At 70.4% G+C, this 24,409-nt stretch carries 18 protein-coding genes and 3 pseudogenes; 15 read left to right on the top strand and 6 right to left on the bottom strand.

The window, feature by feature from the left end; all coding sequences use genetic code 11:
- Positions 1 to 19: 19 nt before the first annotated feature.
- Positions 20 to 1,462, top strand: coding sequence for an extracellular solute-binding protein (locus ACFYR0_RS11260; RefSeq protein WP_389324813.1), 1,443 nt, complete (start codon positions 20 to 22; stop codon positions 1,460 to 1,462).
- 310 nt (positions 1,463 to 1,772) lie between these two features.
- On the opposite strand, the gene ACFYR0_RS11255 is transcribed toward ACFYR0_RS11260, so the two are convergent.
- Positions 1,773 to 3,545 carry a S8 family serine peptidase gene (locus ACFYR0_RS11255; RefSeq protein WP_389324810.1) on the bottom strand — a complete coding sequence of 591 codons (1,773 nt, stop codon included), beginning with the start codon at positions 3,543 to 3,545 and terminating at the stop codon, positions 1,773 to 1,775.
- Between the two features lie 853 nt (positions 3,546 to 4,398).
- On the opposite strand from ACFYR0_RS11255, the gene ACFYR0_RS11250 reads away from it, so the two are divergent.
- The gene (locus ACFYR0_RS11250; RefSeq protein WP_389324808.1) at positions 4,399 to 4,743 is read left to right on the top strand and encodes an alpha-amylase; all 345 of its coding nucleotides are present in this window, start codon (positions 4,399 to 4,401) and stop codon (positions 4,741 to 4,743) included.
- Positions 4,744 to 5,300: 557 nt separating this feature from the next.
- Here the strand turns inward: ACFYR0_RS11250 and ACFYR0_RS11245 are convergent.
- Positions 5,301 to 7,568: a fibronectin type III domain-containing protein gene (locus ACFYR0_RS11245; RefSeq protein ID WP_389324805.1), complete on the bottom strand. Its 2,268-nt coding sequence runs from the start codon at positions 7,566 to 7,568 to the stop codon at positions 5,301 to 5,303.
- Positions 7,569 to 7,740: 172 nt separating this feature from the next.
- Between ACFYR0_RS11245 and ACFYR0_RS11240 the strand changes: the two genes are divergently transcribed.
- Positions 7,741 to 8,268, top strand: a complete 528-nt coding sequence (locus ACFYR0_RS11240) for a GNAT family N-acetyltransferase (RefSeq protein ID WP_389324802.1) — start codon at positions 7,741 to 7,743, stop codon at positions 8,266 to 8,268.
- 619 nt (positions 8,269 to 8,887) lie between these two features.
- Here the strand turns inward: ACFYR0_RS11240 and ACFYR0_RS11235 are convergent.
- Entirely contained in the window at positions 8,888 to 9,292 is a 405-nt protein-coding gene (locus tag ACFYR0_RS11235) for a type II toxin-antitoxin system PemK/MazF family toxin (protein ID WP_389324799.1), read from the bottom strand.
- Between the two features lie 166 nt (positions 9,293 to 9,458).
- Between ACFYR0_RS11235 and ACFYR0_RS11230 the strand changes: the two are divergent.
- From ACFYR0_RS11230 to ACFYR0_RS11180, 11 genes and pseudogenes are all read left to right on the top strand, one after another.
- Positions 9,459 to 10,363 (top strand): annotated as a pseudogene (locus tag ACFYR0_RS11230) (IS701 family transposase); the annotation flags it as partial.
- A gap of 982 nt (positions 10,364 to 11,345) precedes the next feature.
- Complete coding sequence (locus ACFYR0_RS11225) at positions 11,346 to 12,242, top strand: TauD/TfdA dioxygenase family protein (protein WP_389324796.1); 897 nt, start codon at positions 11,346 to 11,348, stop codon at positions 12,240 to 12,242.
- Positions 12,239 to 13,132: an ABC transporter permease gene (locus tag ACFYR0_RS11220; RefSeq protein WP_389324793.1), complete on the top strand. Its 894-nt coding sequence runs from the start codon at positions 12,239 to 12,241 to the stop codon at positions 13,130 to 13,132. The genes ACFYR0_RS11225 and ACFYR0_RS11220 overlap by 4 nt, the downstream gene beginning before the upstream one ends.
- A complete protein-coding gene (locus ACFYR0_RS11215; protein ID WP_389324790.1) occupies positions 13,129 to 13,860 on the top strand; it encodes an ABC transporter ATP-binding protein in 732 nt (243 codons plus the stop codon). Before ACFYR0_RS11220 ends, ACFYR0_RS11215 begins: the two co-directional genes overlap by 4 nt.
- A 41-nt stretch (positions 13,861 to 13,901) precedes the next feature.
- Positions 13,902 to 14,957, top strand: a complete 1,056-nt coding sequence (locus ACFYR0_RS11210) for an ABC transporter substrate-binding protein (protein ID WP_389324787.1) — start codon at positions 13,902 to 13,904, stop codon at positions 14,955 to 14,957.
- Positions 14,954 to 16,282, top strand: a complete 1,329-nt coding sequence (locus ACFYR0_RS11205; RefSeq protein WP_389324784.1) for an LLM class flavin-dependent oxidoreductase — start codon at positions 14,954 to 14,956, stop codon at positions 16,280 to 16,282. The genes ACFYR0_RS11210 and ACFYR0_RS11205 overlap by 4 nt, the downstream gene beginning before the upstream one ends.
- A gap of 185 nt (positions 16,283 to 16,467) precedes the next feature.
- Positions 16,468 to 16,698, top strand: a pseudogene (locus ACFYR0_RS11200) (dimethyl sulfone monooxygenase SfnG); the annotation flags it as partial.
- A gap of 40 nt (positions 16,699 to 16,738) precedes the next feature.
- The gene (gene ssuE, locus ACFYR0_RS11195) at positions 16,739 to 17,296 is read left to right on the top strand and encodes an NADPH-dependent FMN reductase (protein ID WP_389324781.1); all 558 of its coding nucleotides are present in this window, start codon (positions 16,739 to 16,741) and stop codon (positions 17,294 to 17,296) included.
- The gene (locus tag ACFYR0_RS11190; RefSeq protein ID WP_389324778.1) at positions 17,293 to 17,742 is read left to right on the top strand and encodes an acyl-CoA dehydrogenase family protein; all 450 of its coding nucleotides are present in this window, start codon (positions 17,293 to 17,295) and stop codon (positions 17,740 to 17,742) included. Before ssuE ends, ACFYR0_RS11190 begins: the two co-directional genes overlap by 4 nt.
- Before the next feature lie 58 nt (positions 17,743 to 17,800).
- Positions 17,801 to 18,364: pseudogene (locus tag ACFYR0_RS11185) on the top strand (LLM class flavin-dependent oxidoreductase); the annotation flags it as partial.
- Between the two features lie 549 nt (positions 18,365 to 18,913).
- The gene (locus ACFYR0_RS11180) at positions 18,914 to 20,215 is read left to right on the top strand and encodes an acyl-CoA dehydrogenase family protein (protein WP_389324775.1); all 1,302 of its coding nucleotides are present in this window, start codon (positions 18,914 to 18,916) and stop codon (positions 20,213 to 20,215) included.
- Here the strand turns inward: ACFYR0_RS11180 and tnpB are convergent.
- Both tnpB and ACFYR0_RS11170 read right to left on the bottom strand, forming a co-directional pair.
- The gene (gene tnpB, locus ACFYR0_RS11175) at positions 20,188 to 21,618 is read right to left on the bottom strand and encodes an IS607 family element RNA-guided endonuclease TnpB (RefSeq protein WP_389324772.1); all 1,431 of its coding nucleotides are present in this window, start codon (positions 21,616 to 21,618) and stop codon (positions 20,188 to 20,190) included. The genes ACFYR0_RS11180 and tnpB overlap by 28 nt on opposite strands.
- A gap of 22 nt (positions 21,619 to 21,640) precedes the next feature.
- Positions 21,641 to 22,222 carry an IS607 family transposase gene (locus tag ACFYR0_RS11170; RefSeq protein WP_389324769.1) on the bottom strand — a complete coding sequence of 194 codons (582 nt, stop codon included), beginning with the start codon at positions 22,220 to 22,222 and terminating at the stop codon, positions 21,641 to 21,643.
- A gap of 125 nt (positions 22,223 to 22,347) precedes the next feature.
- On the opposite strand from ACFYR0_RS11170, the gene ACFYR0_RS11165 reads away from it, so the two are divergent.
- Positions 22,348 to 22,806: an RrF2 family transcriptional regulator gene (locus tag ACFYR0_RS11165; RefSeq protein WP_389324766.1), complete on the top strand. Its 459-nt coding sequence runs from the start codon at positions 22,348 to 22,350 to the stop codon at positions 22,804 to 22,806.
- Positions 22,807 to 23,277: 471 nt separating this feature from the next.
- On the opposite strand, the gene ACFYR0_RS11160 is transcribed toward ACFYR0_RS11165, so the two are convergent.
- A complete protein-coding gene (locus ACFYR0_RS11160; RefSeq protein WP_389324763.1) occupies positions 23,278 to 24,390 on the bottom strand; it encodes an aliphatic sulfonate ABC transporter substrate-binding protein in 1,113 nt (370 codons plus the stop codon).
- Positions 24,391 to 24,409 lie beyond the last annotated feature (19 nt).

Genomic DNA, 24,409 nt, shown 5'->3' with positions numbered 1-24,409 from the left:
CCGGACGGAAAGGACGCCCATGCGGACCGGACAGCGCGTGAGGGCGCGCCGACGGATCGGTGCGACGTCGGCGGCGCTCGCGCTGCTGCTCCTCGCCGCCTGCACCGGCGGTCCGGACGACGGTTCCGACTCGTCCGCGCCCGGGGCCGACGACGAGATCGTCGTGGCCAGCGGACTGGACGTCACCGGCGAGAACGACATCCGCCGACGGCTCGTCGAGGCCTGGAACGACCAGCGGGGCAAATCGGTACCGAGGGCGCGGATCGTGGAACTGCCCGATTCCGCCCGCGAGCAGCGCAGCCAGATCCTCGGAGCACTCCAGTCCGGCAGCTCCCGGTACGACGTGGTGAACCTGGACGTCACCTTGGTACCGGAGTTCGCCGAGACCGGGTTGATCACGCCGCTGGACGACACCGCGGTGGCCGAGCCGGACGACCTGATCCCTTCGGTGGACGCCACGGCCAAGTGGCGGGGCAGGCGCTACGCCGTTCCGTTCAACAGTGACGTCGGGCTGCTGTACTACCGGCGCGACTTCCTCGCCGCCGCGCAGGCACAGATCACCGACCCGTCCGGCGAGGTCACCTGGGCGCACCTGCGCAGCGTGATCACCCATCTCGGCCAGAAGGAGCCGCCGGGGTACGAGGCGGGCTGGACCACACAGCTCGACGGTGAAGGCCGCACCGTCAACACGATCGAGGCGTTCGCGTCGGCCGTCGACGGACTCGAACTCACCGACGAGCGAGGCCGCTACACCGGCTCCGAGCAGGACCTGGAGACCGGAGTGGCCGAACTGCGGCGGCGCATCAGCCGGGCCTACACCCTCATCGACGCCCACGACTCCGATGAGCAGCACACCCAGAGCCACTTCGAGGCAGGCCGGACCGCGTTCCTGCGCCACTGGCCGTCCGCGTACGGGCCCCTCCACCGGAAGTTCTCCGAACGGGAGTTGGGCGTGGTCGCGCTGCCCGGCAAGGCGGTGCTCGGCGGGCAGAACCTGGCGGTGACCTCGTCCTCGCCGTACGCCCGCGAAGCGGCCGATCTGATCAAGTTCATCACCGACCCCGACAGCCAACGCTGCCTGCTGGACGCCGGTTTCGCGGCGACCCGTGAATCCGCGTACCTGGACGACAGCCTCGTCTGCGGGCACGTCGACGCGCGGGACACCTCCGCATCGGCCTCGCCGTCCACCGGCTCGCCGTCGCCCTCCCCGAGCGGGGAGGGCGCCGATCGTACGCCGCGCGATGCGGCCGGCCGCCCCCGGTACGCCCGGGACGTTCTGCTGCCCGCGCTCAGAAACGGGGTGGAACGCCCCCGCACGCCTCTCTACGGGCCCTTCACCCAGATCCTCACCGACACACTGCAACCCCTCTTCGAGGACGAGCCGCAGAGCGGAGAGGAGCCCAGCGACGTGGAACTCGCCAGTCTGCTGGACGCGAAGCTGCGCGATGCGATGTCAGGGTGAACCTCGCGCGAGAGCCCGGTCGGCCGCCGCTCGCGAGGGGTTGGGCGGCGTCGTTGCGGTTGCCACCGGTCAGCGACGCCGCGAGCGGGACGCCCTGGCCGTCGGTGGCGGTGTGGTGCGTGCTGCGCGGCGTGCGCGGTCGGCGGGGCTGGGCCCGCTATCGGGCACCCTGGGTGCGGATGCGGGCGCGTGTACGTGAAACAGGGGGAGGCCATCGGGGAGCAGTCGCACTGCTCCCCGATGGCCCCTCGGCAGCACGGCGACGTCGTCCCCGACGTGCTGCAGTGCTGAGTGCTCCGGTGGCCGCCCCTTAGAAGGTGACGTTCCAGGAGTCGATCCTGCCGGTGTCGCCGCCGGCGTTGTCGTTGACCCGGAGCTTCCAGGTGCCGGCCGCGACCTCGGAGGAGGCGTTGACGGTGTAGACCTGGCTGATGTTGTCGGTGCTGCCGCCCGAGCGGTTGTGGACCGTGTAGACGGTGCCGTCCGGGGCGATCAGGTCGACCTTGAGGTCGCCGATGTAGGTGTGGACGATGTTCACACCGACCTTGAGGGTGGCCGGGGCGTTGCCGGTCACGCCGCTGACGGTGATCGGGCTCTCCACGGTCGTGTTGTCACCGATGGCGAAGTCCGCGGTGTTCTCGAAGTACTTGCCGGGCGGCGGGGTGCTGCCGACGGCCTTGAGGGCGTCGACCTGACCCTCGCCGAAGAAGCCGTTCTTGGCCGTGGTGCCCTTGCAGCGGCTGTCCGACGGGCAGGCGACGTCGTTGGCCTGCGTGGCCAGCTTGTCGCGCAGCTGCGCCGGGGTGATGCCGGGGTTGGTGCTGGCCAGCAGCGCCGCCACACCGGCGACGTGCGGCGAGGCCATCGAAGTGCCGCTCTTGGAGCCGTACTTGCCGCCGGGCAGGGTGCTGTAGATGCCGGTGGTGTCTCCGCCCGGGGCCGTGACGTCGATGACGTTCAGACCGTAGTTGGAGTACGAGGCCTTCGCGGTGGTGCCCATCGCCGAGACCGTGACCACGCCCGGGAGCTCGGTCGGGATGTCCAGGCAGGCGTTGGTGATGGTGCGGGTGACCGGCGTCGAGTCGTTCGGGCTCTCGGTGTCGGTCGTCTTGTTGGCCAGGTCGATGTTGGAGTTGCCCGCCGCCGCGACCTGGAGCGAGCCCTTGCCCTCCGCGTACTCCTGGGCGCGCCGGACGCCCTCGATGATCGCGGCCTGGTCGGCGTTGTCCGGGCAGTTGAACTGCCACGGGTCGGTGTAGTAGCTGTTGTTGGTGACCTTGAAGCCGTGGTCACCGGCCCACATGAAGCCGCAGATGGTGTTCTCGGCGAAGAAGAGCGAGGTGCCGGGCTCGGCGATGCGCACCGAGGAGATCTTCACGCCCGGGGCCACGCCGATGACGCCCTTGCCGTTCTTGGCGGCCGCGACCGTACCGGCCACGTGCGTGCCGTGGGTGCCGACGTCGCGCCAGGCGCCCGTACGGGTGTCCGGCTTGCCGTACGCGCAGGACGCGGAGTCCGCGGCGTTGAAGTTCGGCGCCAGGTCCTGGTGCTGGTCGTCCACACCGGTGTCCAGGATGCCGACCTTGACGGAAGCGGAGCCCGTGGTGACGGCCCAGGCCTGGTCGGCCTTGATCTGGGTCATGTCGGCGCGGACCGGCTCACCCGAAGGGGTCGTGGACTGGGCCGGGTTGGCGGGCAGCGCCGGGTTGTAGGCGTCCGCCGGGACGTCGGAGGTGCGCGTGGCGCCGACCTGCTGAACCCCGCTCACGCCCCGCATGGTGGTGGCGAAGGAGGCGGACGCGGAGTGGGCGGTGATGACACCGATCGCGTCGTAGTACTGGAAGACCGTTCCGCCGTTGGCGGTGACCGCGTTGCGGACCGCCGTGGTGTCACCGGGGGCGGTGATCACGAGGTAGGCGCGGGTGCCGGCAACCCAGTTCGCACTCTGGGAAGCGGGGGCCGCGGCCCGGGGCGCCGCCGCGGGGGCGGGAGCGGCGGAGCCGGAGGGGGAGACGGGGTCGGTGCCGGCGAGCGCGGCGGGGGCCCCGAAGGCGAGCGCCGAGCCGAGCGTGGCGGCCAGCACGAGGGTACGTCGAGGTCGGCTGGATCTGTGGGGTATCAATGCGTCCTCCGAAGACCCGGTGGTCAGGCCGGGTCGTGCGAAACAGATGATGGACGCAAGATGTCATGCACACGGCCGTTACGGAAGTGCCTTTTGCAACAAGGGAGTTCGTTTATCGGTGGCCGAATACCGACTATGGGTGCAAGAGTGAGGAATGCGGCGGGCCGGCTGGGGAGGGGTGGCAGACCGCTACGCCGTCCCGCCCTTGGGATGGTGCGGGGGACCGACGCGGTGGTCGCGAAGGGGGTCGTGCCCGCTTCGGCAGACTCCGTCGCGTGTCCGGCGTCGACCAGGATCTTCTCGGGGCTTCTCCTGCTCTACGCGGTCAGGGGCGGTGTCTCGGGTCCGGCAGCCGGCCTGACCCGGTTCAGGGGCTCTGGGATCAGTTCCGGCTCTATCGTCCGTAGTCCAGGCATCCCGGCTCGGCAGCCTCAAGCTCTGGCGCCTCGGTGCCTACCGGAGCCGGTAGAGGCCCCGAGCGGGGGCGGGTTGAAGAAGCCTGCCCCCGCACGAACGAAGCAAAGAGCCCGCCAAAGTGCGCTGTCAGGTCGCTGTCGAACAGGCCGGCGCGCCCGGCCGCTGAAGCGGCCGGGCGCGCCGATGGTTTGTGCGGACCCGCCGATCGCCGACGAAGCGGGCGGGTCGCGGGCAGGAGTCCTGCTTCGGTTACAGCTGTGGTGTGCGGGTGGTGTGCAAAGCCTTTCAGTCCGCGAAACGGCTGTTCACCTGCTTCTTACTACGAGCGACGAGACCATGTCTGAAAAGAGTTGCAGAAAGTTGCGTGAAGGTCCGTGTAGGGCTGAGGATTCGGGACATGGCACACCACACGACACGCATGTCGCATCCCCTCGCCTTCGCCGCCATGAGCGCGGCGGCTCTCCTGACGATCCTGACCGCAGCCCCGTCCGCGGTGGCGGCCACCGGATCGCCGGCTCCCGAGTGCGTGGAGTACTTCCAGAGCTGGCGCTACACCGACGTCCACAACGGCTGCGGCGAAACCGTCTCCGTCACGGTCGAGTACACGAACGGCCAGTGGGCTCCGTGCCGCGTCATCGAGCCCGACGGCTGGGCGACCTTCTCCGGCTACGGAACGAACGGCAACTACGTCACAGGGCTGCGGACGTGCGACCCCGCCCTCGTCACCGCCGAGCGCGCCTGAGCCCCGGACGTTCGGGAACAGTGGGCCTCCGACCGCGCACTCGGCTGGACTGCCGCGAGACCGCGCAACCGGCCTCGCGATGACGCGGCGAAGCCTTCCCCGGTGATCTCGTCGAGCATCTGCACTCCCGGCAAAAGGACTTCGGCAGATGGCACCACGTGACAGCGCGGGCGTTCGCGAGTCCCGTAGTGCGTCCCGGCCCGTAGTGCGTCCCGATGGTCTCCCGGCACATCAACGGCAGGGCCCGGTGGGCGAACCGCTGGAAGCATGTCATGGTCGGCCGTGCCGCTTCGGCTCCAGCGTTGTCACCGCCGAAGCCGGCGCCCATGAGCGGGAACGAGGAGGTGTCTGCGGGCGATCCTCGCATACACGAAGCCATGCTCCGGCAGGTCACCGAGTCCTGTCGGTTGCTCACCTCACGCCGACGAAGCCGACGCCGCGCACAGGGTCACGACGGTGCCCTCACCTTGACCGCACCGCCGCCCTCCGACGCCAAGGCCCCGCCGTCCAGAAGCACGAAGCGTCCGGACGACGGGGCCGAGGGATGGAGCGGGGCGTCAGGGCGCCATCATCGAAATCCCGAACGGCACGGCCTGCGGGGCCGATTCGGTGCCGTCGGCCGCCACCGCGGTGACGACGTAGTAGTAGTACGCCCGTGCCAGACCGGCGTCCTTGTACGTCAGTGCCGTCACACCCGTGGCGATGCGGCGCTCAGGAGTGAAGACGTCGGCGTTGGACGTGGACCGGTAGACGTTGTACGAGACGGTCGCACCCTGGTCGCACGCTCCGACCGCCCAGTTGAGCTGGACGTAGTCCGCGCCCCTGCCGCCCCCGGTGATCTTCGGGGTGGGCGGTCCGGTGATGACCGGGCAGGGCACGGTGACCTCGGCCAGCGGCGAGTAGTCGGACCACTGGCTGTGCGTGCTGACGACGCGCACCACGTAGTACCAGGTCTTGCCGGCGGGGACGTCCACGTTCGTGAACGTCGTCCCGGTGATGAGCGGGGAGACCGAGTAGGCCGTCGTCGGGTCCGCGGCGGTCGTGCGGTAGACGTAGTAGCCGGCCACATCCGTCGACGTACTCGCGGTCCACTCCACCTTGACGTTTCCGTTGTCGGCCGTCGCGGTGACCTGGGCGGGCGCCGCCGGCTTCTCGTAGACGGGCAGGCGCTTGCCGTAGACGGTGCCGTAACCGGGCTCGGGCATGCGGGAGACGTTGCCGGCCCCGTCGACGGCGCGGACCGTGTAGCCGTACTGCACGCCGGCCGGGGTGCCGGTGTCCACGTACGTGGAGCCCCACACCGTGGCGATCTCCTCCCACGCGCCGAGCATCGGCTTGCGCATGACGATGTAGTGGTCCGTGTCGTCGGTGTTGGGCGTCCAGCTGAGGTGCACGCCGTCCGTGGCGTCCCACGCGTCCAGGCCGTACGGCATGTGCGGCGCGGTGGTGTCGCCGGTGCGGGTGGCCGAGGCCGTCCCTGACGGGTTCGACTCCGTACCGAGAGCCGTGACCGTCCTGACCTGGTAGTAGCGGACCTCGCCGACGGGCGCCGCGTAGTCGTCGTGGGCGGGTCCGGTGACCGGGGTGTCGGTCAGCCGGGTCCACGGACCGGTCGCCGACGCGGCGGCATACACGTGGAACCGGTGGGAGGCGTCACCGTCGTAAGTCCAGCCGACGGTGTTGCGGTCGGCCCAGCCGTTGGCGGAGACGGCCGTCGGCGGCAGCGGCTTGGCCTCGGTGGCGTCGAGCTGGACGGGCGCGGAGTACGCGGAGGCGTTGCCCGCGCTGTCCTTGGCCCGCACGCGGTAGTAGTAGGTCGTGCCCACGGCGGCGGACGGGTCGGTCAGGGCGGCGCTCTGCAGGAGCGTGCTGACCGGGGCGAACGGCCCCTCGGGTGCGACGGCACGCTGCGCCTCGTAGGAGCTCGCCCCGCTCACCGGGGTCCAGGAGAGCCGGGCGCCGGCGGACGGGTCGTACGTGGCCGTGAGCCCGGTGGGTACGGCGGGGGCCGTCTTGTCGGCGCTGACGACGCTCGTCACCGCGGACAGCGCGGAGACGTTGCCGGAGCGGTCGACGGCGCGCAGGGCGTACTCGTAGGAGGCGCCGGTGGCCGGGGGAGCGTCGGTGAAGGCGGTGCTCGTGATCAGGGTGGAGTTGCGCAGGCTCCAGCCGCTGGTGCCGGCGATGCGGCGGTAGACGCGGTAGCCGGCCAGGTCCATCTCGTAGTTGCGGGACCAGGTCAGGCTCGTCTTGAGGGTGGACGCCGAGTAGCTGGACTTCACGCCACCCGGGGCCAGCGGGGCGATCTTGTCGTACGTGGAGCTGACGACCGGCCTGTAGGAGAAGGAGATGTTGGCGGTGCCGGTGATGGCGGCGAAGTCCACCCGCAGGGTGTGGGTCCCGCCCGACAGGGCGAGGCGGACGGTCTTCGTCTGGGTCGAGCTGACGTTGCGCCACAGGTCGATCCTGCGTTGGCCGTCGACGTAGACGCGGGCGCCGTCCTGGACGGCGACGCGCAGGTCGAAGGGGCCGCCGGAGCCGAAGTTACGGGTGGTGGTCCAGCGGACGCCGAAGTAGTCGCTCGGCAGGGTCACGCCGGAGGGGTCGCCGGAGCCGTAGTTCTCGGCGATGGCGGTATCGCAGACAGTGGCCTTCGGAGTGCCGGAGAGGGTGGCGTTGGCGTAGTACTGGGCCTTCCACACGCCGGCCGGGCAGGACACGGCCGCGTGCGCGGTCGCCGGGAAGGCGAGCCCGGCCACGGCCGTGGCCAAGGACAGCACGACCGCACCACCTGTACGGCGCGCCGCGCCGAGGGATATTCGCATCTACGGAGGCTCACGCTTTCGGTGAGGAGATGAGGACATGGCGTGTATGCCGCCTCAATAATGCCATTTGCAAGATCAGTTGGGGTAGGTGGTGTGTGAGGTGAAGTTGCCGACGAAACGACGCTGCGGAAACTCAGCTGGCCGCGGCCCGCTGTCCGGGTAGGGTCGAGCAGTGCCCGAGCTGAAGCGGCTGCGTGCCGGACATGCCCCGGCGGTCCTGGCCTTCGAGCTGGCGAACCGCGCCTACTTCGCTGCCTCCGTACCAGACCGCGGCGACGACTTCTTCGACCAGTTCACAGACCGGTACAACGCCTTGCTGGCCGAGCAGGAGGCCGGCATCTGCGCCTTCCACGTGCTCGTCGCCGAGGACGACTCGATACTCGGCAGGTTCAACCTGATCGACATCGAGGACCACACCGCGGAACTCGGCTACCGGGTCGCGCAGCATGTCGCCGGCCGTGGCGTGGCGACCGCGACCGTCCGGGAGCTGTGCCGACTGGCGGCGGCCCGGCACGGGCTGCGCACACTGCGGGCGGCCACCGCCCGCAGGAATGCCGCGTCCCAGGCGGTGTTGACCAAAGCCGGGTTCGTCCCTGTCGGCCCGGCAGGCCCGGCCCACCTCGACGGTGAGCAGGGCACGTGGTATCAGCGCGACCTGGTGCTCCGGTCGGACGGCGCGATCTTGCCGGGGGACGGCTGACGGACGAGTACCGCCACCGCTGATCCTCGGTGTGAAGACCGAGGATCAGCGGTGGCCGCAGGTCACAGCGTGGACCTCGCCCGCTGGCCGTAGGCGTTCGAGGTCCTGATGTCCCGGATACCAGGCCGGTTCGCGAGGGTTGACCCCCGACGCCGGGTGAGGGACTTGGTGCTGGGCTGCGTCCCGAGGCGAGGGGTCCTCAACTGGCGGGACGGCAAGGTCCGCAGAGAGCTGCCTGTCGCTTCGCCGGCCGCACCTCCTCGGTGGCAGGGCCAGGGAGAACGGGGTGCAGCCGGACGGGGGACGCAAAGAGCGTCCTTGCGTGGTGGAGCATGGGCCTCTGACAACCCGACAGCAGGGAGTGTTTCTTCCGATGGCCGTACAGTCCGCACGCTCTGATCGCAGGGGTCTTGAGACCACCTCGGTCATGGATGTCTCGCCGTTCAAGCCTTCTCTCGTCAAAGCGGTGTTCAGGGAAGTGACCCCGATGCACGTCTCTCGGTCGGCCGCGTGGGCCGCCGCGTCCGTGACGCGGACAGTGCTGACGGAGATCGTGGCCAGCGTCGATCATCTCGCCCGAGATCGCCCACGCCGTCGCGGGCGTCGGCTCCTTCTCCGTCTACCCAAGTTCACCGAGACGGAGGGCATCCCTTATATCGCTGAGCTTCGCAGTCGTGGCCGGGGTCCGCTCCTGCGCTTGTTCAGCGAGTCGGAGGGCATCGTCAATCTCGCTGAGCTTCACGGAGGACAGGACGGCCGCCCGCTCTATCAGGTCGTCCCGGGACACAGTGGTCAGCCACGTGCACGGGGTGAAGCCTGGACGCGGGAACGCGAGCCGCAGCACGCCTTCGAACGGCAGTCCTTCACCGGCGCCGACCGTCACTTCGATGCCCAGACCGCTGATGTCGACGCCCGCCGGAGCGACGACCTGCATCACCCGGATCCCGGACGTGTCGTCTCCCGACAGCAGTACGACCAACCTCCGCTCGTCGAACTGGACCCACCAGACTTCGCCACGTTGCACAAGTCCTCCAGACACATGACGGCAGACAGACACTGCGCGACCCTGACGCGCTGTGGAGACGGGTGCGGCCCCCGTTGATCATCGGTGTGTGAAGACTGAAGATCATGCGGTGGCCGCAGGTCACAGCGTAGACCCTGCCCGCTGGCAGGAGGCGTTCGAGAGCCTGATGGCCCAGATCGCGGGCCGGTTCGCACGGGTCGAACCCCGACGTCGGGTCGGGCGGTTGGTGCTCGGGCTGCTGTCGGACCTGCCGCGCAAAAACTGCGGGACCATCGCAGAGTGGCCCGGAGAGAGCACCCCGGACGGCGTGCAGCACCTGCTCGGGCGGGCCAAGCGGGACGCCGACCAGGTGCGCGACGACGTGCGGGCCTACGTGGTGGAGCATCTGCGGGACGACCAGGCGGTTCTGGTGGTCGACGAGACCGGCGACGTGAAGAAGGCATCGACACCGTCGGTGTCCAGCGCCAGTACACCGGCACCGCGGGCAGGATCGAGAACGCGCAGGTCGCCGTCTATCTCGTCTACGCCGGCCGCCGCGGACACGCCGCGGTAGACCGGGAACTGTACGTTCCGCGTTCCTGGTCCTCGGACCCCGACCGCTGCCGGGCCGCCGGACTCGGTGACATGACCGAATTCACGACCAAACCGCAGCTTGCCGCCCGCATGGTCACCCGATTCCTGGACGCCGGCCACCGGGCCGCCTGGGTCGCGGGAGACGAGGTCTACGGAGGCAACCCGACGCTACGCGCCGCGCTGGAAGAACGCGGCACCGGCTACGTCCTCGCGGTGGCCTGCTCGCACGAAGTCACCCCAGGCGCGGGGAAGTTCCGCGCGGACACGCTGGCCAGGAAGGTGCCCAAGAGGGCCTGGCGGAAGCTGTCCGCAGGGAGCGGAGCCAAGGGCCACCGCTTCTACGACTGGGCCGTCATCGACCTCACCGACCTCCGGCCCGGGAGCCGGCAGTTGCTGATCCGCCGCAACCGCAGTACCGGCGAACTCGCGTACTACCGCCGCTACTCGCCGGCCGCCGCAGTGCCGCTAACCACCCTGGTGCGCGTCGCTGGATCGCGAGTGGGCTCGCGGCGGCCGCGGGCGCATCACACTCGGGAGAGGGGACGGGGCTCGGGGGAGACTCGCCGGGCAGGCACGGACTCCAGGGGCGGGCGTCAAGGGGAGCAGGTTTCCGCGGGGTTGGCGCTGTGCGGCGGTGGCTCCGGCAACGGCTTCGCCGACGGAGGTTCCGAACAAGTCGTCGCCGGCGTGGATCGAGGGCAGCGGCACGTCCTCGGTCTCGCCTCCGATCAAAGTGCGCGGTCCTGCATGTACGAGGAAGTACCGGTTGCGGACGCGGACTTGTCCAGTACGGGCAGGGGCAGCAGTCGCGTGACGATGTGGAAGCCTCCCGGGCCGGGTGATCCCCGATGGCTCCACGCCGCCGGTACTGCGTTCCGTCCGACGGGCAGCCGCGAGGACAGACGCCGGCGGTCCGGCTGTCACCGTGTGCCGTCGGCGGATCGCGTGGGCGCGCAGCGCGTGTTCCGAAGAGGTGGACCGGCGCTCCGTGTCCGCAATGCAAGACCCGTCCGGGAAAGCATTGACCAACGTGGTGGGCGTCTGCTGAACTCCCGTCCCATGAACCCGCGCGTGGACCTGACTCGGCGGCGCCACATCGATCTGGCGCACGTCTCCAGCGCGTTTTGTTGTCGCTGACCCGGCAAGTGGTCTCTGGCAGCACCTGACGTGCGCGGTCGGCACGGGCCGGCCTGAGGCGGTATAAGGCCGCCCGCACTGCGATGTCTCCCCACGAGAGCGTCGTATCCACCTGCCGAGGGCTCTCCGCGTCCCCCTTGTTCCCGCATCAGCCGCGGGTCTGCCGGCGCACGCCGACGCGGTCGCTGAACAGCGCGGCCGTAGCGGTCCTGCGACCACGCATACGTCTCTCGGGCCCGGCCGAACCGGCGTTCCCCGGCCGGACGATCCGTCCTGCACTCTTCACCCAACCCCCTTACTTTCAGCACCCCTTGGTGCGCCCATCCGTCCGAGAGGGACCTTCATGCCGTTGTCCATCCGTAAGCTCACCGGCCGCATCGGCGCGGTCGTCGAGGGCATCGACCTCACGGCGTCGCCCGGCCTCTCGACGGTCACCGCACTCCGGGACGCCCTCAACGAGCACAAGGCGATCGTGTTCGACGACGTGAACCTCGACAACGCCGGCCAGGAACGTGTGGCCGGGTGGTTCGGCGAGCTGACGACCGCCCATCCGAACGTGCCGGCCGCCGATGGCACGACGAACGTGCTCGCTGTCGACAGCGAGTCGTCCAAGGCCAACGAGTGGCACACGGACGTTACCTTCGTGGTCAACCCGCCTCAGCTCACCACACTCCGGTCCATCGTGACCACGCCCTACGGCGGCGAGACGCTCATCGCGAACGCCGCCGCTGCCTACCGCGATCTACCCGAAGCACTGCGCTCCCTGGCGGACTCGCTGCGCGTCGTGCACACGAACCAGTACGACTACGCGCGGCCCGCGGCCACGACCCCCGAACGGCAGGAGTACGACCGCATCTTCACCTCGACGCCCTACGAGGCCGAGCACCCGGTCGTGCGGGTGCATCCGCTGACGGGTGAACGCGGCCTGTTCATCGGGGGATTCGTCAAGCGGATCGTCGGTCTGCCGAGCAGCGACTCGGCGGACCTGCTGCGCATCCTCCAGTCCTACGTGACGCGCCCGGAGAACGTATTGCGCTGGGCCTGGTCCCCGAACCAGCTGCTGATCTTCGACAACCGGATCACCCAGCACTACGGCGTGGACAACTACGACGACCATCCGCGTCGCCTGAACCGGGTGACGGTCGCGGGAGAGGTTCCGACCGGTGTCGACGGCCGACCCAGCGAGCAACTCGTCGGCGACGCCTCGCACTACAGCAGCGTGTCGGCGGTGGCGGCATGACGGAGCTCAGTGTGAAGGCGCCGGCCCTCGCTGAGGGACCGGCCGCCGGGACACCGCCCGCGCGGGGGCGCGAGGTGTTCCTGCCGCGCGACGCCCGCCGCCGGACGCCGCTGAGTACGCTCCGCGAGCGCCTGCGCTGGCCGCTGGGCATCTACACGACCCCGGTCGTCATCCTCCTCGCCTGGGAGGTACTCGCCCGGGCCGGAGCGGTGTCGAAGACGTACGCTCCGGCGCCGACCTCGATCGTGAGGTCGGCCGCCGATCTGTGGCAGCAGGGCGTCCTCGGCCCGGACCTCGCCATCTCGCTCCAGCGGGCCGGAATCGGCCTCGCGATCGGGCTGACGGTGGGCATCGTCACCGGCGTGCTCGGCGGGCTGCTGCGCAGTGGCGAGTACCTGTTCAACGGCGTCGTGCAGGTGCTCAACACGATTCCCCTCCTCGCGGTGCTGCCGCTGATGATCGTGTGGTTCGGCATCGACGAGCTGACCAAGGTCCTGCTGATCTCCTTCGGGGCCGGCGTGCCGATGTATCTCAACCTGTTCGCCGCCATCCGGGGCGTCGACCAACGGCTGATCGAGATGGCACGGACGACCGGTGCCGGCACGTGGCGCCTGGTGACGCGGGTGCTCGTGCCCGGAGCCCTGCCGGGGTTCCTGGTCGGACTGAGGTTCTCCCTCGCCTACAGCGTCCTGGGCCTCGTCGCCGCCGAAACGGTCAACGCGGACGAGGGACTCGGCTTCCTCATCACCCAGGGACAGACCTATCTCCAGACCAACCAGGTCTTCGTGGGGCTGGTGATCTACTCGCTCCTGGGCCTGCTCGCCGATCAGTTCGTCCGGTTTCTTGAGCGGGTGCTGCTGCGGTGGCGACCCAGTTACGAGGCATCATGAGCAGCACGATCACGACGGAGCCCCGCCGGCGGACCGGCGTCGCCGTCGAGCAGGTGGTCCGCCGGTTCGGCGACCGGGTGGTGCTCGACCACCTCGACCTCACCATCGCCGACGAGGAGCTGGTGATCCTGCTCGGCCCCTCGGGATGCGGCAAGAGCACCCTGCTGCGGCTGCTCGCGGGACTGGACCGGCCCGACGGAGGCCGGGTGGAGGTCCCCGCGAGGCGGGCGATCGTCTTCCAGGCCGACCGGCTCCTGCCCTGGCAACGGGTCCTGCCCAACGTGACACTCGGCCTGCACGGGCCCGACGCGGACCGGCGCGCCCGCGAGGTACTGGCCGAAGTCGGCCTCTCGGGACGTGAGAAGGCCTGGCCCAAGGAACTGTCCGGCGGTGAGGCACAGCGCGTGTCGCTCGCCCGGGCCCTGGTCTCCGAGCCCGAACTCGTCCTGCTCGACGAGCCGTTCGCGGCACTTGACGCCATCACCCGGCTGCGTATGCACGACCTCGTCCGCGCGCTGCGGACCCGGCATCAGGCCGCCATGCTGCTCGTCACCCACGACGTCGACGAGGCGATCGCCCTGGCGGACCGCATCGTCGTCATGAGCGGCGGCCGTATCGGCGCCTCGCACGAGGTCGTCCTCTCCGCCGCCGACCGCGAAGCGAGCACCGCACGCGAGGAACTGCGCGCCCGGCTGCTGGAAGACCTCGGCATCGCCGGACGGCACTGACCCCTCCCACACCCTCACCAGCACAGAAAGCACGACACCTCATGCGCATAAGAACCCCCGCAGCCATCGGCGCCGTCGGCCTGTTCACCCTCGCGAGCACCCTCGTCGGCTGCGGCTCGCAGACGGACACCGCCGCGCCGCTCAGCAACGTCGCAGAGGCGGGCGAAGCCGAGCACCCCGAGTGGAGCAAGTACACGTTCACCATCGGTGACAACGGCGGTGACGGCAGCGAGGCCCTCGCGGAGCTGACCGGCGTCTTCGACAACGCGCCCTACAAGGTCGAGTTCGCCCGCTTCACCTACGGGCCGCCGCTGGTACAGGCCGCCGCCTCGGGCAAGATCGACCTGGGCAGCGTCGGCGACGTACCGCCGATCACCGGCGCCGCGAAGGTGTACGGCTTCAAGATCGTCGCCGTGAACCGCTCGCTCACACCCGACCAGGCGTTGGAGAACATCATCGTGCCGAAGGGGTCGAAGCTGCGCACGGCCGCCGACCTCAAGGGCAGGAGGATCGCCGTCCCGCAGGGCAGTTCGGCCCACGGGCTGGCCCTGAACGCGCTGAAGAGCGTCGGTCTCACCCCCGAGGACGCGGAGCTGGTCTTCCTCGACCCCGCCGCGGGCGCGACGGCGTTCAACACCGGCAAGGTGGACGCCTGGGCCATCTGGAACCCGCAGTCCGCCATCGCGGTCAAGAACGGCGCCCGGGTCCTGGTGAAGGGTCTGCCGCCCCTGGACCAGACGAGCAGCTACTACATCGCGAGCGACAAGTCGCTGAAGGACAAGACCAGGCGTGCCGCTCTCACGGACGTCCTGAAGAGGCTCGCGCGAGAGTACGCCTGGGCGGTCAAGCACCCCGACCAGTACGCGCAGGCACTGGCGAAGGAGCAGGGCATCCCGCTGGAGGACGCCAAGGCGTCCCTGGCCGCCTACTCCAACCGGGTGACCCCGGTGGAACAGTCGGACATCGACCTGGAGCAGAAGCTCGCCGACGTCTTCCTGGAGGCCGGACAGATCACCAAGAAGGTCAACGTCAAGTCCATCACCGACAACCTGCTCCCGGCGGGCTACGACAGTTCCCGGCTGGAGGACGGCTCATGAGCGCGCGACGGCGACAGCTCCACCTCAACGCCTTCCTCATGGAAGCGGGCCACCACGAGGCGGCATGGCGGCTTCCGCACAGCAACCCCAGGGCGGACTTCGACCTGCGGCACTGGATCGAGCTGGCACAGCTGGCGGAGAACGCCAAGTTCGACTCGCTGTTCCTCGCGGACGGACCCGCCCTCATCGGCACCGGCGAGTTCCGGCCGCCGGGCCAGCTCGAACCGCTGACCCTGCTCACCGCGCTGTCCCAGGCGACCAGCAGGATCGGCCTCATCGCGACCGTGTCGTCGACCTACAACGAGCCCTACAACCTCGCCCGCCGCCTCGCGTCCGTCGACCACGTCAGCGGCGGCCGCGCCGGCTGGAACATCGTCACCTCGGCAGGGGCGGACGAGGCCGCCAACTTCGGCCTGACCGAACGCCCCGGCCACGCCGAACGCTACGCCCGCGCCGACGAGTTCCTGAAGGTCGCCAAGGCGCTGTGGGACAGCTGGGAGTCCGAGGCCGTCGTCGCGGACCGGACCACGGGACGCTACGCCGACCCCGCGCGACTGCACCGCCTCGGGCACGACGGCACCCACTTCAGGGTGGCCGGCCCGCTCAACGTCGAGCGTCCCCCGCAGGGGTACCCGCTGCTCGTCCAGGCCGGCTCCTCCGAGGACGGCAAGGACTTCGCGGCCCGCCACGCCGAGGCGATCTTCACCGCGCACACGACGTACGAACGCGCCGCAGCCTTCTACACCGACATCAAGGCCCGGACCGCGGCCGCGGGGCGCGACCCGCAAGGGGTGATCGTCCTGCCGGGCATCGTCCCCTACATCGGGTCGACCGAGGAGGAGGCCCGGGCACTCGCGCGGAGCTTCGACGAGCTGCGGGTACCGGAGTACGGGCTGCGCCAGCTCGCGGCCGTGTTCGAGACGGAGCCCTCGGTCTTCGCACTCGACCGGCCGCTGCCGGACTTCATCCTCGCCAGGCCGAAGCTGGAAGGCTCCCAGAGCCGTGCCGACCTGATCATCGACCTCGCGGTCCGGGAGAGGCTGACGGTCCGCCAGGTCATCTCGCGGCTCGGTGGCGGACGCGGTCACTTCGAGTTCGTCGGCACGCCCGAGCAGATCGCGGACACGATCGTCGCCTGGTTCGAGGGTGGCGCCGCGGACGGCTTCAACATCATGGCGCCCGCCCTGCCGTCCGGCCTCGCGGCCTTCGCCGAGCACGTCCTGCCGATCCTGCGAGGCAAGGGACTGTTCCGCGAGGAGTACGAAGGCTCGACTCTGCGCGAACACTACGGGCTACCGGTCCCGGCGAACCAGTTCCACGTCTGACCTGCCTGAACCCCCGCCGCCGGCCCCGGCAGCGGGGGTCCACGGACGTCCATCGGCCTCCGTCGTGCACGCCACCGACATGCGTCCCAGAGGGGCCCACCGTGACCCCGCCGGTCACGTCCCTGACCGCACGGCGGCCCCCTGCCACCTGACTGTCCTCGACCCTGTCGACGGCCGCTTGACGCTTCGAGGACCTCGTCCAGTACAACGACGGCTGCCGCACCGGCCTGATCGGCACCCCCGAGCAGACCGCCGAGCGGATCGTCGCCCGCAAGCGGCTCGGAGCCGACCTCTTCCTCCTCGGCTTTCTGCACTACCTGGAGGAGGTCGAGTACTTCGGCAAGCGGGTGCTGCCCCTGGTGCGCGCACGGGAGGCACAGGAAGCCCTCTCCGAGACCGTCGCGGCCCACGCCTGACTGCCGCCGCACACGAAACGACGAACCGAAAGGTCCCCGCATGGCCACGATCCTGTCCGTCTCGGGAAGTCCCTCCGTCACCTCCCGCACCGCCGGGCTGCTGCGCCTCCTGGACAAGCGACTCATCGCGCAGGGGCACGAGGTGATCCCGCTGGACGTTCGCGACCTCCCCGCCGACGCGCTGCTCGGGGCCGACTTCGCCCACCCGGAGATCGTGCGGGCCACCGCCCTGTTCGAGCAGGCGGACGCGGTGGTGATCGGCACCCCCGTCTACAAGGCCGCCTACTCCGGACTGTTGAAGGCACTGCTCGACCTCCTGCCGCAGTACGCGCTGGCGGGCAAGACCGTCCTCCCGCTGGCCACCGGCGGCACCACTGCCCACGTCCTGGCCATCGACTACGCCCTGCGCCCGGTGCTCGCCTCCATGGGGCCCGCGCACATCACGCCGGGATGGTTCACGCTCGACAAGGACATCACGGTGGGCGAGGACGGCACGCTGACCGTCGCGCCCGGGTCGGCCGAGGCACTGGCGCAGGTCACGGACCAGTTCTCAGCAGCGCTCGGCGGCCGTACGACGCTGCTGGCGACCACCGGATGAGTGCCGCGCACATCATCGCGGACGACGCCGAGGCCCTTGCGGTGGCTGCGGAGCCGGCCGCGGACTTCCGTCAGGGCGCCACCGGACGGGACGCGCAGCGCCGGCTCCCGCGCGCGGAACTGGAGCGGCTGTCCGCCTCCGGGCTGTTCGCCGCCGCGGTTCGGTCCTTGGACGCCGCCCGCGGCGACCTGACCGACGACTCGGCCGCCGACGCCTCGATCGCGGTGGCCGCGGCCAAGGTGATGGCGGGGGAGGCCGCAGTCGAGGTCGGCAGCGCCCTCTTCGAAGTCTCCGGCACCCGCTCCGCGCTCGGCTCTCTGGGTCTTTACCGCCGCTGGCGCGACGCGCGTACGCACCCCCTGCACGACCCGGCCCGCTGGGAGGTCCAGCACATCGGCCGCTACGTGCTCAACGGCACCAGGCCGCCCCGGCACGGCCTCGTCTGACGGAACAACCCTGATCGCATGCGAGATCGGAGACCCCACGTGCCCCTCACCTTCCACCGTCTACCTCACCTGGGGCGAGCCGCCCGCCGCCGTCGCGGAGAAGATCGCCTGGATCCGGGCGTCGGCCGCCGAGGAGGGCCGTGGCATCCGCTTCGGCATCCGCCTGCATGTCATCACCCGCGACACCTCCGAGCAGGCCTGGGCCGAGGCGAACCGGCTCCTGGACGGCTTCGACCCGGAGGCGGTGAAGGCCATCCAGGCGGGCCTGGCCCGCAGCGAGTCCGAGGGCCAGCAGCGCATGCTTGCCCTGCACGGCGGCGGCAGCCGTGACCGCCTGGAGATCCACCCCAACCTGTGGGCGGGCATCGGCCTGGTGCGCGGTGGCGCGGGCACCGCGCTGGTCGGCAGTCACGATGAGGTCGCCGAGCGGATCAAGGAGTACCACGCTCTCGGCATCGACGAGTTCGTGCTCTCCGGCTATCCGCACCTGGAGGAGGCGTACTGGTTCGGCGAGGGCGTCCTGCCGAGACTTCAGGCGCAGGGCCTGTGGCGGCACCCGGCCGGACAGCGGGCCGCCCCCTCGGCCCAGGTGCCCTTCGCCGGTGCCGGGGACCCGCGATGACCACGTCGCCGCGACGCGGTGGGGAAGCGCCCGTGTGATCGCTGACGACGCCGTGGCGGTCGCCGTCGCCGAAAGGCTGAGCTGGGGGAGGGGAAGCCGACACCGACGGCCTCGGCCTCGCCATCGCCCAGGTATCGTCGCCGACTTCGCCGACTTCGCCGACTCCGCCGTCTCGGAACGGCGCAGCTGCGGCGGATCCCCGGCCCCGTCCGGCGGCGCCACGCTCCGCGAGTGCCTGCACGGCCGCGTCGGCAGCCCTCGGGGCAGGGGCGGGCGATGGGCTGCCCGCCGTCGCGAACTCGCCATCCGTGAGCGTGAACCGGCCGATGTGCGACCTGTATCCCTAGTTTTCCTATCGATTTACTAGGGAAATGTTGACGACGCTCGGAGAGGGGAGTGAGGATGATGAAGCCGACGCGTCACCGCCCACCGCGTACTCCGACGCCGCCGCGCCGGACATCGCGTCGTCTTCGGTCCCCTGAAGGAAGACGCCATGACGACAGCACCGAGGTGCAGCGACAGCCGCAGTGGTACGAAGGGGGTCCGCAGATGACGGTGACGGCCGACGAGGCCACCTACGCGGGAGCCGGGCGGGTCGACTGGCTGCACATCGCCCGTGAGCTGGCGGACGACCTGTCGACGGACGCGGTCGAACGCGAACAGGCCGGCAAGGCACCGTTCGACGAGATCGCACGGCTGCGTGAGTCGGGGCTGCTGACCTTGTTGGCACCGCCCGGGCACGGCGGAGGAGGCGCGGACTGGCACACGGCCTACGCGGTCGTCCGGACCGTCGCCAGGGCCGACGGGGCCATCGGCCACCTGCTGGGCCACCACTACTTCCTGTCCTTCGGCCCACGCTTCCTCGCCGACCCCGCACGGGCATCCCGTGTCGAGGAGGAGTCGACGCAGGGGCAGTGGTGCTGGGGAGGCGGCATCGCCTCACACGAATCTCCGCTCGTCCTCACCCCTACGGCGAACGGCTACCTGCTGAACGGCCACCAGATGCACGCCACCGGTGTCGGGATCGCCGACCGGCTGGTTGTCCGAGCCACCGGGTACGGCACGGGTGAGCCACTGGCCGTCCTCGTCGACCCCACCCACCCGGGTGTCGTGAGCGCCGGCGGCGAGGACGCCTTCGGCCAGCGGCTGGCAGCCGGCGGCACCGTGGAGTTCGACTCCGTGCCGGTCGCGGCGGACGACGTGCTCGGCACGCTCTCGCCGGACGAGAGCGTCCTGTCACCCTTCGCCTCTCTCGCCGTGCCGACCGCGCGCCTGGTCTCCGCCCAGGTCTGTCTCGGCATCGCCGAGGAACTGCTGTCCGAGGTCCACGAGCACAAAAGGGCCGTGCGGTCGCTGCGGCAGCCCTTTTCGCCCCAGCCCTGGCCGGGCCGCCCCCTGCAGGATCCGTACACCCTGACCGTGTACGGCGAACTCGCCGTCGTCGCACGTGCCGCGTCCGCCCTCGCCGACCAGGCGGTGGACGCCCTGTCGCGCGGCCTCGCGCGGGGCGAGGACCTCGACGACGACGAGTGCGCGGAGATCGCCGTGCTCGCGAGCGCGGCCGAAGCCGCGGCCTCCCTGGCCGCGCAGAGGATCACCAGCCGCGCCCTGGACGTCATCGGCGTCGACGCCGCGTCCACACGGCACGGCTTCGACCGCTTCTGGCGCAACGCCCGGACCCACACCTTGCGCGAGCCGGTCGCCCACAGGCTGCGCGAGATCGGGGACTACTTCCTCAACGGTGCGCACCCGCCCTTCACCGTTGCTGAGAGCCTCAGTGGCTCTCAGCCTTCCGGGCATTTCGGCCCGGAAGGTCCGTCACATCACCAGCCCGTGAGGGGCTCGGTTTGAGGACGGTCTCTCGTTTCCGTCTGCCGCCGGTGCGGCAGGGTTGCACCACCTGCCCGCCCCGCCTGCGCCGTGCGGCTACGGCGGGTGGTGCGGGTCTTCCGGTCGGCTCCACGAGGCTTCGACACCCTCTTGGGGGTGTCCTGGTCTCCGGCCACTCCGGTACCAGTTACTGCGGCCGCCGCGAGGGCGGCGAGGTTGCGTGCGGCGTTGTCGTCCCGGTCGATGACCAGGTGGCAGTCGTCGCACTGGTAGGTCCGCACGTGCAGCGGCAGCTTGGCTTTCACCGCGCCGCACCCGGAACAGGTCTTGGAAGAGGGATACCAGCGGTCGGCCGCGACGAGGCGGCAGCCGTTGCGCTGAGTCTTGTAGGCGAGCCGGCGGCGGATCTCCCCGAACCCGGCGTCGGCGATCCGGCGGGCCAGGCGCCGGCTGCGGAGCATGCCCGCGACGTTGAGGTCCTCGACCACGACCGTGCCGTACTCGCCGGCCACGGCGGTGGTGAGCTTGCGCAAGGCGTCGGCGCGCAGGTTCGCCACCCGGTGATGCACCTTGTTGCGGGTGGCGTTGGCCTTCTCCCACCTGCGGGACGGCTTGCGGCCGGTCCTGCGGTCGGGGCCCTGGCGGCGGGAGACAGTGCGGGAGGCGCGGCGCAGGCGCTTCAGCGCACCGTCCAGATGCCTCGGATTGGCCACTTCCCGGATCTCTCCCGTGCTGTCGGCCATCACCGCGAGGCTCTTCACGCCGAGGTCGATGCCGACCGCCACGTTCGGGCGGGCCACGCGTTCGAGGTCGCGCTTCACCTCGGCCTGCAAGGAGACGAACCAGCGCCCGCGTATCTGCCGCACGGTCGCGGACAGGATGCGGGCCGTCCCGGCCTGGACACGGGCGAGGAGCTTCCCGGTGGGCTCATGCGTGCGGAGCGTGCCGAGCCGGGGCAGGGCGACGTGCCGGCCGTCGAGGTCGACACGGATCGTGCCGGTGGTGAACCGGCAGGCCGGACGCGCCTTCCGCTTCGACTTGAACCGCGGTGCGCCCATCCGCTTGCCGCGCCGCCTGCCGTTCTTGGACTTGGCGTAGTTGTCGAACGCGGCCGACGCGTTCGCCAGGCCGGTGCAGTACGCCTCCTTGGAGTTGTCCTGCCACCAGGCGGCGAACCTCGGGTCGGTGTGCTTGGCGGCGTTGAACGCCTTCCGCAGGGCGGGCAGCGACCACGGCCGCCACTCGGTCAGATGCGCCGCGGGGATGCCGTACGACTCCTCCGCCTTGCGCTGCCACCACGACGCGGTGACCCAGGCGATGGCCCAGTTGTACGCGGCCCTGGCGGCGCCGCAGTGCGAACGCAGCGCGCGCTCCTGGGCGGCGTTCGGGTCCAGCGCGAACCCCGGTACGCCTGCACCACGCACCCCGGCCGCGGCCGGAACCTCTTCACCCGGCGGCCTCGTCCTCGGCCATCGCCGCAGCCACCGCACGGGCGGCCCGGCTCTTCGCACCACGGCGCCCGTACAGGCGGGCGCACATCGAGGTGAGGACGTCGGTGATGTCCCGGACGAGGTCGTCGGTGGTCTCGGCGGGGTCGAGGACGACCAGGCGCCGTCCGGAGGCCGAGAGGACCGCTTCGAGGTGCTCGACACCGAACCGGGCCAGCCGGTCACGGTGCTCGACCACGATCACCGCCGCCTGCGGGTCGGCCAGCACCCGGTGCAGCCTGCACCGCCGCCCGTTCATCCCCGACCCGACCTCGGTCACCACTTCGGCGACCGGTAGGCCGAGCCCGGTGGCCGCCTGGACCACGCGGGCGACCTGCCGGTCAAGGTCCGCTTTCTGGTCTGCCGAGGAGACCCGGCAGTACGCCACCACCCGCCCGGACGGCTGGACGGCGGGCTCGTCGACCAGCCACGTACCGGACGGCGTCTGGCGGACCGGGACCGGCATACGGCCCTCTTTCGCCCACGTCCACGCGGTCTGGTAGTGCACGCCGTTACGCGCCGCCCACTCGGAAAGCTTCACACGATCACAATAGCAGCAGAGAAAAGCTGAGATTCACTGATGGAACGCGCAACAGTCGGCAGCCCCTCCTGCCTGACGGGCGCGGTCGGTGACGGGCAGGCACCGCAGTGATGGATAATCCTTGCATGCGGATCTCGGCGCGGGCGGACTATGCGGTGCGGGCGGCACTGGAACTGGCCGCGGCGGGGGACGAAGTCCCGCTCAAGGCCGAGGCGATCGCCGCGGCGCAGGGCATCCCGCACAAGTTCCTGGAGGGCATCCTCGGCGATCTGCGCCGGGGCGGTCTCGTGGTCAGCCAGCGGGGCGGCAAGGGCGGCTACCGGCTCGCCCGTCCGGCGGACTCGATCGCCATCGCGGACGTCATCCGCGTGGCGGACGGCCCACTGGTGTCGGTGCGGGGAGTGCGCCCACCCGAGCTCGCCTACCGCGGTCCCGCGGAGTCGCTGCTGCCGCTGTGGATCGCCGTACGCGCCAACGTCCGCAAGATTCTCGGCGAGGTCACCCTGGCCCACGTGGCCGCGGCCACGTTGCCCGACGAGGTCGTGAGCCTCGCGGAGGACCCCGACGCCTGGACGAATCCCTGACCGAGGTCCGGTCGGCAAGCAGACCTCCGGGACGCACAGGCCCGTATGCAGGGCCGGCTTCGCGAACTCGGACTCACCGGCACCGTCCTGACCGACCCGGCACCGGTACCGTGCACGGTGCGGAGCCCTTCGCCGTTGCCGGCTGCGGCCCGGACGAGTCGCCCCCCCCGGACGCCGCGGGGGCCGCCGTCGGCGTGGCCCCCGCCCCTGACTCCGGCGCGTCTGACCCGTGCGGGCTCCTGGCCGCACGGCACGTCGCGGTCACAGTAGATGTGCCCGGCGCGGGGCAGGGCGTCGAGACGGGCCCGACACGGGGCCGGTGTCGACGCCGCCGCGTCCTCGGTGACCTGGTCGACCGCGGCGGCCGTGGCCGTCACCTCCTGGGAGCTCCTGGTCGGTGACGGTCACGGCCGCCGGCGCGAGTATCGCGCGTGATGTCGCGCGTACGAAACGCTTCGGGTGCGGGTGGCTCTACTCCGTGCCGAGACCGGCGTCGTCGACCCGGTCCCCGCCCTCGGCCTCGAGGACCTTGTTGATGTGCGTGAGGTCGTAGATGCCCTTCAGGTCGGGCTCCTCCAACAGGCCCGCCTTGACCGCGTGCTCCGCCTGGGAGCTGAGGGTGGAGGCCAGCGGGTCGTCGAGGAAGGTGATGGACTTCCAGGCCGGGTCGAGGACTTCGGCGGGGAGCGCCTTGCCCGACAGCTCCTTGAGCGCCTCGTTGGCGGAGGCCTTCGCCTGGTCCGGGTTGGCGTTGATCCACTGATTGGTCTTCACCGAGCCGCGCAGAACGGCCTCGACGACGTCCGGGTGCTCCTTGAGGAACTTCTGCGACACGATGATGTTCGTGATCACGAACTTCTTGTCGGGCCACAGCGTCGACTCGTCGAGCAGTACCTTCGCGCCCTCGGCGACCAGCTTGGACGCGGTCGGCTCCGGTACCCAGGCGCCGTCTATGGAACCGGACTTGTAGGCGTCCGGGGTGATCTTGTTGTCGGTGCGGACGACGGAGACGTCACCCCTGCCGCTCTCCGCGTCGACCTTCCAGCCCTGGTCCGCGATCCAGTTGAGGAACGCGACGTCCTGGGTGTTGCCGAGCTGCGGGGTGGCGATCTTCTTGCCCTTGAGGTCCTTCAGGGACTTGATCTTGTCCGGGTTGACGACGAGCTTCACGCCGCCGGAGGCGGAACCGCCGATGATGCGCAGGTTCTTGCCCTTGGACTTGGTGTAGCCGTTGATGGAGGGGGAGGGGCCGATCCAGCCGATGTCGATGGACCCGGCGTTGAGCGCCTCGATCTCGGAGGGGCCCGCGTTGAAGGTCGACGCCTTGATCGAGGTGCCGCCGAGCTCCTTCTGGAGCAGGCCTTCCTGGACGCCCACGAGAGCGGTGGCGTGCGTGAGGTTGGGGAAGTAGCCGATGCGCACCTCGTCGGCGGAGAGCTTCTCGGCGCCCGCCGCGGCCGCCGGGGCGGCCTGCTTGCCGTCATCGGTGGACTCGGATCCGTACGCGCAGGCGGTCAGCAGGAGGGGGAGCGCCGCTAGGGCGGCGAGGGTGCGCAGGGTGGTGAGCGGTCTTGCGGCAGACACGGAGGTGTCCTCTCAGGGA

This window comes from Streptomyces sp. NPDC005017 (assembly GCF_042873115.1).
In the GTDB taxonomy this organism is placed as follows: domain Bacteria; phylum Actinomycetota; class Actinomycetes; order Streptomycetales; family Streptomycetaceae; genus Streptomyces.
Note: the sequence above shows the minus strand (reverse complement) of the source record. Positions and strands in the feature narration are given on the sequence as shown.

Bases quoted from the DNA above. Each gene is read 5' to 3' on its own strand.
- ACFYR0_RS11165 (WP_389324766.1), top strand. From the start codon at position 22,348: ATGCGGATCTCGGCGCGGGCGGACTATGCGGTGCGGGCGGCACTGGAA.
- ssuE (WP_389324781.1), top strand. From the start codon at position 16,739: ATGGCCACGATCCTGTCCGTCTCGGGAAGTCCCTCCGTCACCTCCCGC.
- ACFYR0_RS11220 (WP_389324793.1), top strand. From the start codon at position 12,239: ATGACGGAGCTCAGTGTGAAGGCGCCGGCCCTCGCTGAGGGACCGGCC.
- ACFYR0_RS11205 (WP_389324784.1), top strand. From the start codon at position 14,954: ATGAGCGCGCGACGGCGACAGCTCCACCTCAACGCCTTCCTCATGGAA.
- ACFYR0_RS11260 (WP_389324813.1), top strand. From the start codon at position 20: ATGCGGACCGGACAGCGCGTGAGGGCGCGCCGACGGATCGGTGCGACG.
- ACFYR0_RS11215 (WP_389324790.1), top strand. From the start codon at position 13,129: ATGAGCAGCACGATCACGACGGAGCCCCGCCGGCGGACCGGCGTCGCC.
- ACFYR0_RS11190 (WP_389324778.1), top strand. From the start codon at position 17,293: ATGAGTGCCGCGCACATCATCGCGGACGACGCCGAGGCCCTTGCGGTG.
- ACFYR0_RS11210 (WP_389324787.1), top strand. From the start codon at position 13,902: ATGCGCATAAGAACCCCCGCAGCCATCGGCGCCGTCGGCCTGTTCACC.
- ACFYR0_RS11245 (WP_389324805.1), bottom strand. From the start codon at position 7,568: ATGCGAATATCCCTCGGCGCGGCGCGCCGTACAGGTGGTGCGGTCGTG.
- ACFYR0_RS11180 (WP_389324775.1), top strand. From the start codon at position 18,914: ATGACGGTGACGGCCGACGAGGCCACCTACGCGGGAGCCGGGCGGGTC.
- ACFYR0_RS11250 (WP_389324808.1), top strand. From the start codon at position 4,399: ATGGCACACCACACGACACGCATGTCGCATCCCCTCGCCTTCGCCGCC.
- ACFYR0_RS11225 (WP_389324796.1), top strand. From the start codon at position 11,346: ATGCCGTTGTCCATCCGTAAGCTCACCGGCCGCATCGGCGCGGTCGTC.